This is a genomic window from Marinomonas flavescens (assembly GCF_004352835.1).
Lineage (GTDB): Bacteria > Pseudomonadota > Gammaproteobacteria > Pseudomonadales > Marinomonadaceae > Marinomonas > Marinomonas flavescens.
Genome location: NZ_SJSB01000004.1, coordinates 18,311 through 32,722 on the forward strand (window position 1 = coordinate 18,311; position 14,412 = coordinate 32,722).

Sequence of the window (14,412 nt, forward strand, 5' to 3'; positions counted from 1 at the left end):
ATCTCTCTTTTGATCGATATTATGGTTAGATTATGTTTTTTTAGATATTTTTTTTCAAAATATGAACTATTAGTTATAAATAAATATATTGTTAAAAGCAAGGTGTTTTAAATAGATAGTTCTATTAATAGGGGGATAAGTGGAAAATAAAATATACAATTTTGATGAGTTAGAAGGGTTATCTGATATAGATTTGGAAGAGATTCTTGAGAGAAGTTGGAATATTGAAAATGGTAATTTTGAGGTTTGGGGGGAAGTCAAACTATTTGCAGATAAAACTTGGGGATATTTAATAAATCCTAGAACAATAAGCGAAAACAAATTAATTTCTTATCCATTAACTGGAATTAATAACACATGTAAATTTTTTATTAATCCAAAAGATGTGAAAAAAATTGGAGATGAAAACACCTCATCTTTCGTTCGCTGTAAACTACAATTATCTCCTCTATCTGAAAGAGAAAAACATAATATTCCTTTCGAAATGAACACTTGTCCTGGAAGCTTCTCATTACTTGAAAAGCTACCATTCGATATTTCGAATGATATATTTACTAACGATAATATGTCTTCATTTATGTCCAAATCTATATATGACTTTTACCATGAAAAAGCAGATGAAAAAATAAAAGATGATTTTTATATCCTAAAAAAAAGACTAAATGATGAGTTGTTAGAATCGAGAAAAGTAGTAGAGGAAGAACTTAATGGAATTAAAAATGAGAAGTCAGTTGCAGAGATAGAACGTAATACTACATTAAAAGCCAATAAAGTGTTGATAGCTAAAAAAGAAATTCTCGACTCAAAAATTGAATCATTAACCTTTAAAGAGCAAGAAAAAGTAAAACATATAACCCAATTAAAAAAAGAGTTTCACGACTTAGAGGCTGGAATGAATAATAAAATTGAACGTCTAAGAAAATATGTATCTGATAAGGCTTTATTTTTAAAAACATTTGAGTTTGTTGATGAAGAAGATCTAGGTTGTTTTTTACTTGAGTCAAATTCGAATAATGAAATTGTCGATGGTTTTTCATTTAAAAATATATTGGGTGGTGATTACTATAAAGCAGTCTCTTATATACAGGCATATTTAGTGAAAAAAGGTGTTTTATATCCGCGGCATATTGTTGAAAATTATATAACATTGTTACGTACAAAGGATCTGATTGTACTTGCTGGTGATTCAGGTTCTGGTAAAACTAATTTAGTTAAGTCTTTTGCAAAAGCTGTTGGTGGAAAATCTATTATTATACCGGTCAAACCAAATTGGACAAGCTCAGAAGATCTTTTAGGATATTACAACCCCTTAGAAAAAAAGTACCTTGCAACTCCATTTCTTGAAGCATTAATTGAAGCTAATAAAAACCCTGATATCCCATATTTTATTTGCCTTGATGAAATGAATCTTGCAAGAGTCGAATATTATTTTGCTGATTTTTTATCGCTTTTAGAATCTAGGGATGAAGAACCAGAAATTAAGCTTTATGCAGAAGATGAATCTGCACACGTACTGTCAGAATTAAAGGCTGTTGTTGAAATTATTCAAGCAGGGAAAGAAAAATATAGTCAAGATGGTGTTGTTAACTTTATTGAGTTGTTGAAAGATGAGGAGCTTACACAGCATTTGAGACAAGCATTTGGATTTAGTGATAAAAATTCTCTTATCAAATATCACAGTGAAATACGACGTATGTTATCTGCTGCTATTACAATGCCTTCAAGTATTAAAATGCCAGAAAATGTACATATTATTGGTGCCATTAATATTGATGAGACAACACATTATCTATCCCCCAAAATTCTTGATAGAGCTCATATCATGCGCTTTGAATCGCCACTTTTATCTGATTGGGATCAAATTTTATCTGAAGTTGAACGGTACGATTTTGTTGATGTAACAAAGCCATTACTTTTTGAAATAAAGGAGCTAGGCGAACGGAATGATTATCCGAAATTTGACTGGAATAATGAATTTTGTAAATTATTTATTGAACTTAATAAAGAGTTTTTTCATAAGCTAGGTATCGAATTCGGAATGCGTACTATTCGTCAAGGGCTTAATTATCTTGCTTTTTTTGAATCGGTGAATGATGACTCTATTTTATCTATTAATAATTTTTTATTACATAAGGTTCTACCTAAATTTACTTTTGATGGTAATAAATCATTGGGACAACAAACCAAATTAGATTTAATAGAGAAGGTGTTTATAGAGCGGATTAAGAAAGAGTTACCTACATATACTGAGATGCCTCAAATATTTTCAGCCGTCGCTGTATTAGAAAGTGTCATACAAGATGCTAAAGTAAATGATGGTGTCGTGAATTTCTGGTCATAATTATGAAGTCAGAATTTGAAATTAAATATATTGAAATCCAATGGTACGATCAAGAAACTGTTATTAAAATAACTGAGTCTTTATTCTGTTTGTCTCTCGAATATAATAAGGACATTGAATGTTTTGAATGTGAAACGACTATATACCCCAATACAGGGGGATTACGTGGGCAACTTGCGGTTCGTTTTTTACATAATAATATAGTAAATCCATATATCCAATTACCAAATGGAGGAACGCAGTACTTAAGTTCTATTGATGATATCGACACAGGTAAAACGTGGTGGGTTGTAAAAGATAAATGGGATAATAAAAATCAGTATTGGCAACATTCAAGCATTAATACGGCTGGTACTTTAAGGTTGATCTTACAAGACAAAGTGTGTCAAATTCTTATCGGTTCAATAGATTTTACTCGAGAGCAACTAGATACTTACCTCTCTAGCTTTAAAGATGATTTATGGGAATTGATCTTAGATGATTCAAGCCCCATTCAAGCTGATAAAGAAGGTAATAGCATTGGTATTAATGAAGAAGTAATTGAATGCATTCAGCATCTTATTGTTAATGCAGATAAAATATTAAATGCTCCAAAATCAGAACTTCGTGAAATTCAAACACTAAAATCTCGTAAATCAGTCAAGCCAGTTAATCGGACATTTATGGAGCTTGTTAGTAAACGTAATCAGAATTTTTTAACCAGCCGAGCGACAAAACCATCTTATAACGTTGCTGAAAATCGATATGTATTATTTGCCTTAGAACGTTCATATCGAATTATAAAAAAAATAGCGATTCTCTCTCGCAATAAAGTTAAACGTTATGCTAATACTGTTGATAGGCTTCAAAGCCAATATGATGCATTCACCGATATAATTTCAATCGATAGGGAGCTAGTTGTAAAAGATTTAAAAATATTAGGTGAACGTTGCCATTTAGATTACTGGCAACGCAAATTGAAAGAGCAGTTAAATAAGAATGGAATAAATTTAGATGTGGAAGCAACAAACCATAACGAGTTATATATTCGTACCCAAAACTATACAAAAGATCAAATCTCAGGAAACAAAGATGGATTTTTTATAGAAATATTCAATAATGGAGTTTGGGGGAAGGTTGATAATAAAACAACTATATTATCTTTTAAATATAACTACTCAAATTTGATTCGTTGTCTCAAAACTAATTCTGAATATAGAGTAATAGGCGCAATACATCGAAATAAATCAACTAATTCTGTATTATATTCTATCTCATCTTTAAGTTTGGTAGAACTATTAACAACAAAAGGGTTTCAAGTTGCTAGGAAAAAGTTTGAAGAAGAAAAGCAATTAGGGTTGCAGTTAAATTCAAATGGTTGGAAACGTAATCTGAGAAGCAATGAGTTAGAAGAACAGGAAAAAGAAAAGAATGCATTGGTAAACCGAATTAACTTTTATGCTGACAATGAGAAATTATCAGCATATGTCTATGATAAAGTAGCGCCTAAATTAAAACAACTTACAAAGATCATTAAATCGCTTCGTCGACTTGAAATAAAACATTCATCAAACTTTCCTAATTCAATGACATTTGTACAAAATCCCAATTATCAAGGTGTTCATAATAATTATAAGGTATTAAGAAAGGTTACTAATCTTGCTGATGATGAATTACTTATTAGATTAGAAGAGATTGATGCGATCGGATTGGTGAATATGCCAATTATTTATGAGCGTTGGTGTTTATTACAAATAATCAAAGTATTGAGAGAATCATTTCGATATGTGCTGGAAGATAACTGGAAATATAAGCTCATAGAAGCTATTCGAACAAATACTGTTGATATCGAAATTAAGCTGTCAAACCTTGAAGCAAAACGTTTTATTACATTAACCTATGAAATGACGTTGGATAATGGGAAAAGACCCGATTTTGTTCTTGATGTCGAGTGGTGGCCTGAAGATAAAGCTCAAAATATTCAAAAAAAACGATTTGTTATGGATGCAAAATTTTATAATCAAGCTACGTTTACTCGATTTGGTGGATTAATAGGAGCTATTGATCTTCTTTATACCAAAAAAAACTATAGTGAAGATAATAAAAATCCTGTGTTTATTTTACATCCATGTAAAGAAGCTATTTCTGAGAGAGTGACTGCTCAAGAATGGGGGAAGTATAGCTTTCTTGGAGAATTAGCAATAAATGAAAACTATTCGAATCCTCTACATCAATATGGAGGTGTCTTTCTAAGCCCTATTGATAGATTATTATATTTGGATGAATTACAAAGGGTACTTGGATTATTTTTACAGTATAAATTAGAAGATCCTGATACATCTCATAATAGTCGGAATGATGATCGCACAGCTTCAAAACCATTTTGTATTCGTTGTGGTTCTTGCAACCTTCGTCAGATTGAAAAGTCGAGTGGATATTACAATAAAGATGGAGAATGGGTTCCACGAACACCTCGTTCTGTATGGATGCAGTGTAATGAGTGTGAGCAATTTATAAGCTTTAATCATTGCCGAAGTACAGATACTCGGATAATAAAAAATGGTTTTTATTGGACATATCATTCAGCAAGAGCTATTGAACCATTTAATAACAAATGTCCAAGTTGTGGAGAATGGGGGGCTTGGTGAAAGAGGATATATTTAAAAAATTAACATTAATTTATTGAAATATAAGATTTATTATTTTTCTAACTTTAATTCCGACCAATGTTTTTAGGGTATCTAGGTTTTGAAATGAAAAATACATGTCGTGTTGCCGTCTACGGATCTTTGAAACAAGGCTTTTTTAATCATGAGTTATTGGGATATTCAACGCATATAGATTCTGGTTTTATTTCTGGATTCAAAATGTTCGATCTAGAGCTATTTCCAGCGATTATTCGTTCTCCTAACGACAAAATTTTTGTAGAGATCTACGAGGTTGAAGCGGATACGTTAGCGGATCTAGATGAGTTGGAGAGTTACAAGGAGGATGATTTAGCAAATAGTTTTTATAAGCGAATCTGTATTATTTCTCGTTGGGGGCCAATTATGCTTTATGTCTATAATAAGAGTCTGAAAAATGCACAGGAAGTGATTGGTGGTAACTGGGAGCAATGACTAGAAACATGGAGGTAATTACATAATCCCAGTTTTAAACCCGTGGAATTCGACGGGTTTAAAACCTTTTACCTCATCTGAAAAATAATGGATAGCATCCATTGGCACTATTTATTTGATCTCTAAATCAGGCAGATGCAATCAAAGAAAGTCTCATTTCTGACGCATGATTCGGTAACAAATTTCATTCATGAATGACAATGAAGTAGGTGTTTTAATATCATCGAATTCGATGACATTAAAACAGAAGAGGGAGGTTCACTACGGTGGTATGCTCGTTGCGAATTGTGTAGTCGATTACGTTCCTCAAATAATGATTAGCGCTCGAAGTAGTTCAATCGCGCTTTGTTGAGTTCTTTCATTCGTCCTAGAACATCGACGCCTATTTGGTTGTAGACATCTAATAAGTCGATCAACACCCAGTTTTCTCTAATTAAGCCATTTTCGACGCGCCAAAAGTCCAAGCTTCTCATGGTAATTTTTTGATTTGAAGGGGCGATGCCTAACCATCCGCCTTGGCTTATTGTCATGGACATGCCCGGCCAAGCGGTAAACCCAACGTAGCCAGCGTCTGCAAATAAGTATCCTTTGGTTGTGTCTCCAATGCGATTTGGGAGGGCTTTTAAGAAAGGGATTTGATGCCAATTTCGAAACCCTTTGATCCCTCTGGCTGTGCCAATAGCAGATGGGCCGTACCAGCTACAATGAGGGTGCCAATACTTTTCTAGCTGCATTGCTTCGACACCACCATTGGCAAAATCCCCTAATGAGGCACACATAGCCGAGACGATATCTAAACTTTTTTTGGCGGCTGTTTCGTTGTATGCGGACGTTACTATGCCATCTTGAGTTGCGGGCCCTGGAACATGCCATTCGCGCCCTAAGCTAGGCGATAAAGGCCAAGCGCCGGCTTGCATCATTACTTCTGGAATGTCCCAAACGGCTTGTATTTCTACGATTAAGCCATTTTCGATACGGAAAAACTCATGGAAACGCATACTGACTTGATGGCCTGTTGGCAATATGTCTAGCCACGCTTTTTCAAAAGAGCCTGTGTAATAACCGCAACATCCTACCCATTGGCTTTCATGGTTTGAATCACCCGCGATGACGATGGTGTCACGACGCTCTAATCCGACAAAAGCGTCCGCCAGTGGTTTATAAATATGGCTGTATAGCTGGTGTTTTGATTGCAGTGTTTCGAACGGAAAAGTGAATTGAAGTGTTGCCGTATCGGCTATTAATTTATCTATATTATCGATCAAGGCTTCGTCTGAGTAATTGTATAAAGAGGTTCTTAATTTATTTACTATGTCCTTGTTTTTATTGTGAATTAACATTTTTAATTGCTCCCAATTTATTAAATAATGGTTTGCCTAAATCTACATTAAAGCTGTTTTTTTACAGACTAAAAACGCTTCATTTTCTGACTTGTTTTGAGTTTGTCTAATCGCGACACGGTTTTAAAAAAATATTGCATGGCTCAAAAAAGTATGGTTATTTATTGCATACGTATTCATTAAAAACAACTAGGCGACTAAGAATATGGCCAAGATACAGTTAAAAAATATTTGTAAGCGTTGGGGCTCGACGGTTGGTGTTAGGGATTTCAATTTAGACATTGAGGACAAAGAGTTTATTGTATTTTTAGGCCCATCTGGTTGTGGTAAAACGACGACAATGCGAATGATCGCAGGACTTGAAGACCCAACGGAAGGTGAGATTTTTATAGGAGATCGTTGTGTTAATGGGCTAGACCCTAAAGACAGAGACATTGCCATGGTGTTTCAAAGTTACGGTCTTTATCCAAATTTAACCGTATATGAAAACATTCGTTTTCCTCTAAAAATACGTAAAGTGGATTCTGCAACGCACGATAAAAGGGTCCATAAAGCGTCCGACATGGTGGAGTTGGGCAATCTTCTAGAGCGTTACCCACGAGAGCTTTCTGGCGGACAGCGTCAAAGGGTTGCCTTGGCTAGGGCGATCGTTCGTGAACCTAATGTGTTTTTAATGGATGAACCTTTATCGAACTTAGATGCAAAGCTTAGGGTATCTACACGAGCTCAGATAAAGCATCTACAACACACATTACAAACAACGACTATTTATGTAACACATGATCAAATTGAAGCCATGACGCTTGCAGATCGTGTAGTGGTGATGAGCATGGGGGAGTTACAGCAATTAGGAACTCCGACCGAAATTTATGATAAACCAGCCAATACATTTGTTGCGAGTTTCATCGGTTCTCCCGCAATGAATCTGTTGGATGGCGAGATTAGCGATGGCAAGTTTATAGCCGACCATACGCTTGTTAAGGACATTCCCTCAGGTTTACCAAATGCCGTCACGATAGGATTTAGAGCAGAAGATATTCAAGTGACGACCGAGTTAGAAGGCGACATTACCGCCCCTGTTTATAGTGTTGAATTGCTTGGAGATTCAACACTCATTTCTATAAAAATCGGAGATGCCTTATTAATTGCCAAAGCAGATAAGGCGTTTAGAGTAAACATAGGTCAGACAGTTAGTTTTATTATTCCACCAGAGTCGAGGCATTGGTTTAATAAAGAAGATGGTGCCCGTATCGATTTCTAATAAAAAAACCAAAATTAAAAAAAACACAAAAGTCCCAAAGGAACCTAATAATGAAAAAATCAACGCTATCTTCTCTGATTATATTAAGTACGCTAAGCTCTTTTTCATACGCCAATTGTGATTTTAAGAATACTCAAGAGGTTAAAACTATTTCCGCAAGTTTTGCCGCATGGAAAGCCGTTACGGGTGCTATGGCTGAATGTGGCCATGTTAGTTCTACTCTTGATTCAGAATTCAAAACTAAAGTAGGTTCTGCATTAGCCGCGAATCCTTCATTATATGAAGTCGCTGGTGTTGCTAATGGGACATTCGTACCTTTATTAAATAGCGGTCTTATTAGACCTTTAGACAGTCTTGTTGCGAAATATGGTCAAAATTTAAATCCAAATCAGCTTATCAAAGTGGATGGAAAAATCATGGCCATTGCCATGATGATTAATACGCAAAACTTTATGTACCGAAAAGATATTTTTGACAAGTTAGGTTTAAAAGCCCCAACCACTTGGGATGACGTTCTTGTTGATGCAGAAAAAATCAAAAAAGCCAACCTCGTTGAATACCCACTAGGTGGTGCCTATAAAGCAGGCTGGAACCTTGGCCTAGAATTTATCAATATGTATTTGAGTTATAACGCGAAGTTGTTTGATGGAAACCAACCGAGTGTTAATAATGCAGCTGGCATTAAAACTCTGGAAATGATGAAAAAATTATCTGCCTATATGGATCCAGAATACTTGATTGCTGATCCTACCTTTGTTCAGAAGCAGCTTCAATACGGCAAAATTGCCATGGCCAATCTTTGGGCGAGTCGTGCTACCGCATTTGACAATAAAGAAGAGTCTCAGGTAGTGGGTAAGGTTTATATGTCTGCCACACCTAAATCAATAGCCGATGGTCGTCCGGCCAGCACCATGTGGTGGGATGGCATTACGATTGCGAAAAATATCACCGATGAGCAAGCGGATAATGCCTTTAGAGTGGCTATGCAAGGCTTAAACGAAGATATGGTGAAGAAGAATACTGACGCGGCGATTTGGTTAGTAAAAGGCTATAAACCTTCTCGTTTAAGCGATGGTGCTATTCAGAATGCAATAGATAGAACGCCAAGCTATCCACTGACTTCTAAAATTGGTCTTATGCACTCAGCATTAGGAAAAGATGTGTCTGATTATCTGACTGGTCAAAAAACAGCCGAAGAAACATTGAAAGAAGTTGAATATGACTATATTACAGCCGCTAAAGAATCTGGCTTGTTGTAATTAATATATTCCCATAATGAGCCAATATAGTATTGGCTTCATTTTCGTTCATTGAAAGCGGTAATTAGAATGAAAAATAAAACTTTCTTTGCCTTTGTTTCACCTTCGATAATCATAATGTTTTTGTTCATAGCCATTCCTTTAGTGACGGTGTTTGTGCAAAGCTTTTATGTGACTCAAACTGTGTACAACACAGTTTCGGTAGAAACATGTACGCCAAGTTTTCCTACTTCTATTTGTACTACCTCAGAGAAATCAGTCCCAGTAATGGATAAAGACAATAATCCAGTTACGAAAACGGTATACGTAGGACTTGATACTTATAAATCTGTATTAGAAACAGGAAAGGTGGCTAAGTTAATTAGCTCTGGTCATTTCTTCGATATATTTAGCAATATAGATTTTTATAAGGCGTTGTCATTTACGTTACTTTTTACACTGATTACTCTTCCTTTGGTGTTGGGTGTAGGGCTGCTTATTGCGCTAGCCGTTAATAATGTCTCGAAAAGAATGAAAGGGCCGGTTATTTTTGTGTCTTTGTTGCCTTTTATTATCACACCAATTATAGGCGCTCTTTCTATCAAATGGCTGTTTGTGAGTAATGGTTTGCTGACAAGGGTATTGGAAAAGATTACAGGGCATGAAATATCGGTATTTGCTAATAGTTGGTCGATCGAGCTACTGATGGTGTTCTATCGTGTTTGGCACGTTGCGCCATTTGCGTTTGTTCTTTTCTATGCCGGTTTGCAATCCGTGAATAAAGATACATTAGAGTCTGCGATTATTGATGGTGCCTCTAGATTTGAACGGATTCGATACGTCGTTATCCCGCATTTGATGCCGTTAATTTACTTTGTAACCTTGATTCATTTGATGGATACCTACCGCGTATTTGAAGAAATAATAGGTTTTGCAAGTCAAGCCCATGTTATTTCATTGCAGTGGTTAACTTATAATTTCTTAGAGCCTGATGACACAGGAAACCGTGCAATATCAAGTGCTTCAGCGTCATCCATGTTAACCATGGTTGGTATTATTATTTTGCTCGCACCCGTGCTTAAGCGCACGCTTCGAGACCAGAAAAAAGGATAATAAGATGGAAGACGATACACCTAAAGCATTAAGACAGACGTCTTTACTCAAGATAGGCAGTTACGGCTTTTTAGCCTTATGGGCGTTGATTGCGGCATTCCCGTTAGTTTGGATTTTTGTCATGAGCTTTAAGCTGCCCATTGATGCTTTTGCACAAAACCCTTTAGACGTGATATTTGGACCACACACTGCTCAAAAAGACAGTGCGTTCAGTATCATTGATATTCTATTAGGTGGTGTTTTTGCTTATTACGCTTATCAAATCCCTGTGCGTTTTTATCGCACGACGTTAGATTACTTTGTGCCTGTTCAAAATAAAAATATGGGTGCTTTTGCACTGGGGTTATCGTATATATTTATTTTAGTGGGCTTTGCGTTTTATGTTTTACCTGCAATTAGTCATGTATTGAACGGGATATTTCATTCTATTTCGGCGTTGTCTTTGCTGGCTAAGCCTTTAATCGGTTACACGCTTCAGCATTATTATGCGGTATGGGTAGAAAACCAATTCTACATTCAGTTTAAAAACTCGTTAGTGATTACTTTTGGCGTAGTTACTATTTCTCTTACAGTAGGGACATTAGCGGCTTATGCACTATCAAGAACGGCTTCTAACCTTGCGATTTGGTTGCTTATTATTGCCCTTGTCTTTAGAGCGCTTCCTCACTCTGTATTAGTAACAGGGTATTTGCCTTTCTTTATTAATTCTAAAGAGATATTAGGGCCTCTATGGAGTATGCCTGTTATCGGGTGGTTTCTTAGTTTATTTTCTCAAACCCCGCCAACATTGTATGGGCAGCCTCTGGCCGTTATTGCGGTGTTAGTAGCGATTAACCAACCCTTTACGATATGGATGCTACGATCATTTTTTATGAACGTACCTAAAGAGTTAGATGAAGCGGCTAGGGTAGACGGTTGCACTCACTTTCAAGCGTTTAGAAAAGTGATTTTACCCGTAATGTGGCCAGGACTGATTACGACAGGGTTGTTTTCTTTCTTGTTGGCTTACAACGATTACTTAGTGACTTCACTGTTATTGGATAACCAAAACCAAACGATGGTTCCGGCTATTTCCGCGTATTTTAATCGAGAAACAACAGCAACCGATCAGGTAAATGCTATTGCCGCTGCGGCATCGATCACAGCGCCTTTGTTTATTCTTGTGGTCTTTTTCCAGAAACAAATTGTTTCCGGTCTGACTGCAGGAGCGGTGAAGGGTTAACCCGCGAGTGCTGACAAACATAATCACAATAATTATATTTCTGGAGTTCTGAAATGACTAAATCTGACGTTAAGCAAGCCCCTTTTACATTAGACAATGATGTTACAAAAACAGAAACAACAAGAGCCGTTGTGGATGCAATGGTGAATGGGCTCAATGATCATGATATTTCTGGTATGGGGCGTTTCTTTGATGAGCGTTTTCGCTGGATTGGTAATACTGGTTGTGGCTTTAAAGATGGCCTTCAAGAGTTTCAGGATAATTGGCAACGACCATTTCAAGCGGCATTCAGCGAAAAGGTGTGTACGGATGAAGTTCGTATTGCTGAGGGCGAGTGGATGGCGGCTTTTGGCCGTCAGAATGCGAAACATACCGGAGAATTTATGGGTATCGCTCCCACTGGACAAGACGTTGAAATCCGTTATATGGATTTTTGGAAAGTCGTGGATGGTAAAATCGTCGATAACTGGGTAATGGTGGATTTTCCTCATGTTTTAAAACAATTAGGACGCGATGTGTTCAATGGCGAAGGTTGGGAGAAAAATGATTCGAAAGCCGTTCAGCATCCGGTAACGCCTCTAAAATAGTCAAATGAATGCGCGATGTAATGCAAATAAACGCTTTTATTTGTATTACATCGACAGCCGTCATGATCGTTTTTTCATGTGATCCATTTTCTGCTTTTGAGTATTAATAATGAATAACTTTGATTCTGAATTCCTCGATTTACCCGATTATATTATTAAAATCACCAAAGAAATTTGGGAAGATCGTGGTCTGAGCACACTTCATAAATATTATAGTAAAGACATTGTTGTAAGGGTCCCTGCAGGAATATCCATCGGCAATACCAATGTTATTTCGGCCACAATGGCCACCTTGAATGAATTTCCTGACAGAACTTTATTAGGTGAAGATGTGATTTGGTCGGGAGATGATACGGCCGGCTATCTTTCTTCACATCGAATCTTCTCTCAAGCCACACATCTCAAAGACGGTGTTTTTGGTAAAGCGACAGGTAAAAAATTAGGTTTTCGGATTATTGCAGACTGTTACTGCATTGATAATCAAATCACGGATGAGTGGATGATTCGAGATCAGGGTGCTGTGGTCACTCAATTAGGACTGGATCCTAAAACCTACGCCTACAACCAAATTCAAGAAGAGGGTGGTGTTGATAAAGCCGCTAAACCATTTAATCCATCTATGGACATTGTCGGGCCTTATACCGCAAAAGGTAATGATCACCCTATGGGGCAAGCGTATGCAGACACTCTGAAGCGTCTTATGGGTGCTGATTTTAATGCTGTCTTTTCGCTTTTTGATCGGGCTGTTCAAACAGAATATCCAAATGGTGTTTCAGACCATGGGCACAGCAGTGTGGACTCATTCTGGCTGGGGTTACGCTCTTCTTTTCCAAATGCGACCTTTACGATTCATCATGTTATTGGTCGTGACGATAAAGGTATGGCAGACAGAGCGGCAATTCGCTGGTCTCTTTCTGGTAAGCATGAAGGCTGGGGGCGTTATGGGCAGCCAAGCAATGCGGATGTCTATGTGATGGGAATTAGTCATGTAGAGTTTGGCCCTCGTGGTATCACTCGGGAATACGTTGCCATTGATGATACTGCTATTTGGAAACAAATTTTATTGCAGACAGGTTAAGTCGTTATTTAATTTAGTTCGCTGTTTTGATCAAAATTATTCTTTATTTATAGAGCCTAAATATGAGCAATTTTCAAGAAAGTAAATACTTGGTTCGTGCCTATTTCGATGCGCTGGAAGAAGCGACAGTAGATACATTAGACGATGTTATGTCACATTATATTGCCGCTGAATATTCATGGCGAGGTGTGTACCCTTGGAGGGAAATAGACAGCTCAAAAGAGGTAGTACAAACCTTTTGGAAGCCTTTGTTAACGTCTATTAAGCATATGCAGCGCCGCCAAGATATCTTTATTGCGGGGCAGAATGAGTTTGATCATGAGCAGTGGGTTATGAGCATGGGGAACTTTACGGGTCTCTTTGATGAAGATTTTTTAGGCATCAGAGCAACCCGTAAAATTGTCAATATTCGCTACGCTGAATTTAACTGCGTTCAAGAAGGAAAAATCACTAAGACAGGTCTATTTATTGACCTTATTGGTTTGATGGATCAAGCGGGAGCGTATCCTTTACCGCCTTCGACGGGAGTCTATTATAACTACCCAGGGCCAAGGCATCATAATGGATTGCAGTTTCAAGGGATTTCAGAAGAAGAAGGGCAGAAGACACTTAATTTAGTGCATGAAATGGTTAATGATCTAGATGCACTTAATAAGAGTGGCTCTATGACTTGTACTCCCGAAATATTAGAAAAAACCTGGTCTTCTAAAATGACGTGGTACGGTCCAGCTGGCATTGGTGCTTCTTACACTATTCCTCGTTATCAAGAGCAGCATCAGATTCCTTTTCGAGCAGGGCTGGGTGATAAGAAGTTTTGTGGGCATGTTTGTCGATTTGCAGAAGGCAATTTTGCTTGTTTCTTCGGGTGGCCTAATTTATCAAATACCCCAATAGGTGGATGGCTTGGTTTACCAGGAGGAAAGATAAATGCAGAGATGCAAGTGGTCGATATCTATTGCCGTGAAGGCGATAAATTAAGTGAAAACTGGGTGCTGATTGATATCCCTTATTGGTTGAAACAACAAGGTCTTGATGTTTTAAAGCGTACGGGAAGTATTCTTAACCCCTGATGTGTATCACTATATTGCATGGGGAATTCGCTGTATTGCTTGAATCGTTTTACAATACTCTTCT

Annotated in this window: 11 protein-coding genes; 10 read left to right on the forward strand and 1 reads right to left on the reverse strand. The window is 37.0% G+C overall.

Features of this window, described 5'->3' with window-relative positions; all coding sequences use genetic code 11:
• Window positions 1-139 precede the first annotated feature (139 nt).
• The 3 genes from E0D70_RS05345 (at window position 140) to E0D70_RS05355 (ending at window position 5,439) form a co-directional block, all read left to right on the forward strand.
• Complete coding sequence (locus E0D70_RS05345; RefSeq protein WP_133011249.1) at window positions 140-2,341, forward strand: McrB family protein; 2,202 nt, start codon at window positions 140-142, stop codon at window positions 2,339-2,341.
• A 2-nt stretch (window positions 2,342-2,343) separates the two neighbouring features.
• Window positions 2,344-4,968: a hypothetical protein gene (locus E0D70_RS05350; RefSeq protein ID WP_207923204.1), complete on the forward strand. Its 2,625-nt coding sequence runs from the start codon at window positions 2,344-2,346 to the stop codon at window positions 4,966-4,968.
• 105 nt (window positions 4,969-5,073) lie between these two features.
• Entirely contained in the window at window positions 5,074-5,439 is a 366-nt protein-coding gene (locus E0D70_RS05355; RefSeq protein ID WP_165942872.1) for a gamma-glutamylcyclotransferase family protein, read from the forward strand.
• A 317-nt stretch (window positions 5,440-5,756) separates the two neighbouring features.
• Here E0D70_RS05355 and E0D70_RS05360 read toward each other — a convergent pair whose 3' ends face one another.
• Window positions 5,757-6,779, reverse strand: coding sequence for an ester cyclase (locus E0D70_RS05360; protein WP_133011252.1), 1,023 nt, complete (start codon window positions 6,777-6,779; stop codon window positions 5,757-5,759).
• 205 nt (window positions 6,780-6,984) lie between these two features.
• On the opposite strand from E0D70_RS05360, the gene E0D70_RS05365 reads away from it, so the two are divergent.
• From E0D70_RS05365 to E0D70_RS05395, 7 genes are all read left to right on the forward strand, one after another.
• Window positions 6,985-8,040 (forward strand): ABC transporter ATP-binding protein, encoded by a 1,056-nt coding sequence (locus E0D70_RS05365; protein WP_133011253.1) that lies wholly within the window; start codon window positions 6,985-6,987, stop codon window positions 8,038-8,040.
• A gap of 50 nt (window positions 8,041-8,090) precedes the next feature.
• Window positions 8,091-9,299 (forward strand): ABC transporter substrate-binding protein, encoded by a 1,209-nt coding sequence (locus E0D70_RS05370; protein WP_133011254.1) that lies wholly within the window; start codon window positions 8,091-8,093, stop codon window positions 9,297-9,299.
• A gap of 69 nt (window positions 9,300-9,368) precedes the next feature.
• Window positions 9,369-10,391: a carbohydrate ABC transporter permease gene (locus E0D70_RS05375; protein ID WP_133011255.1), complete on the forward strand. Its 1,023-nt coding sequence runs from the start codon at window positions 9,369-9,371 to the stop codon at window positions 10,389-10,391.
• Window positions 10,392-10,395: 4 nt separating this feature from the next.
• Window positions 10,396-11,613, forward strand: a complete 1,218-nt coding sequence (locus tag E0D70_RS05380; protein ID WP_133011256.1) for a carbohydrate ABC transporter permease — start codon at window positions 10,396-10,398, stop codon at window positions 11,611-11,613.
• A 53-nt stretch (window positions 11,614-11,666) separates the two neighbouring features.
• Window positions 11,667-12,200 (forward strand): ester cyclase, encoded by a 534-nt coding sequence (locus E0D70_RS05385; RefSeq protein ID WP_133011257.1) that lies wholly within the window; start codon window positions 11,667-11,669, stop codon window positions 12,198-12,200.
• A gap of 109 nt (window positions 12,201-12,309) precedes the next feature.
• Entirely contained in the window at window positions 12,310-13,278 is a 969-nt protein-coding gene (locus tag E0D70_RS05390; protein ID WP_133011258.1) for a nuclear transport factor 2 family protein, read from the forward strand.
• Between the two features lie 62 nt (window positions 13,279-13,340).
• Window positions 13,341-14,348, forward strand: a complete 1,008-nt coding sequence (locus E0D70_RS05395) for a nuclear transport factor 2 family protein (RefSeq protein WP_133011259.1) — start codon at window positions 13,341-13,343, stop codon at window positions 14,346-14,348.
• Window positions 14,349-14,412 lie beyond the last annotated feature (64 nt).

Coding starts and splice junctions, on each gene's coding strand:
- E0D70_RS05350 (WP_207923204.1), top strand. CDS start 2,344: ATGAAGTCAGAATTTGAAATTAAATATATTGAAATCCAATGGTACGAT.
- E0D70_RS05355 (WP_165942872.1), top strand. CDS start 5,074: ATGAAAAATACATGTCGTGTTGCCGTCTACGGATCTTTGAAACAAGGC.
- E0D70_RS05360 (WP_133011252.1), bottom strand. CDS start 6,779: ATGTTAATTCACAATAAAAACAAGGACATAGTAAATAAATTAAGAACC.
- E0D70_RS05365 (WP_133011253.1), top strand. CDS start 6,985: ATGGCCAAGATACAGTTAAAAAATATTTGTAAGCGTTGGGGCTCGACG.
- E0D70_RS05370 (WP_133011254.1), top strand. CDS start 8,091: ATGAAAAAATCAACGCTATCTTCTCTGATTATATTAAGTACGCTAAGC.
- E0D70_RS05375 (WP_133011255.1), top strand. CDS start 9,369: ATGAAAAATAAAACTTTCTTTGCCTTTGTTTCACCTTCGATAATCATA.
- E0D70_RS05380 (WP_133011256.1), top strand. CDS start 10,396: ATGGAAGACGATACACCTAAAGCATTAAGACAGACGTCTTTACTCAAG.
- E0D70_RS05385 (WP_133011257.1), top strand. CDS start 11,667: ATGACTAAATCTGACGTTAAGCAAGCCCCTTTTACATTAGACAATGAT.
- E0D70_RS05390 (WP_133011258.1), top strand. CDS start 12,310: ATGAATAACTTTGATTCTGAATTCCTCGATTTACCCGATTATATTATT.
- E0D70_RS05395 (WP_133011259.1), top strand. CDS start 13,341: ATGAGCAATTTTCAAGAAAGTAAATACTTGGTTCGTGCCTATTTCGAT.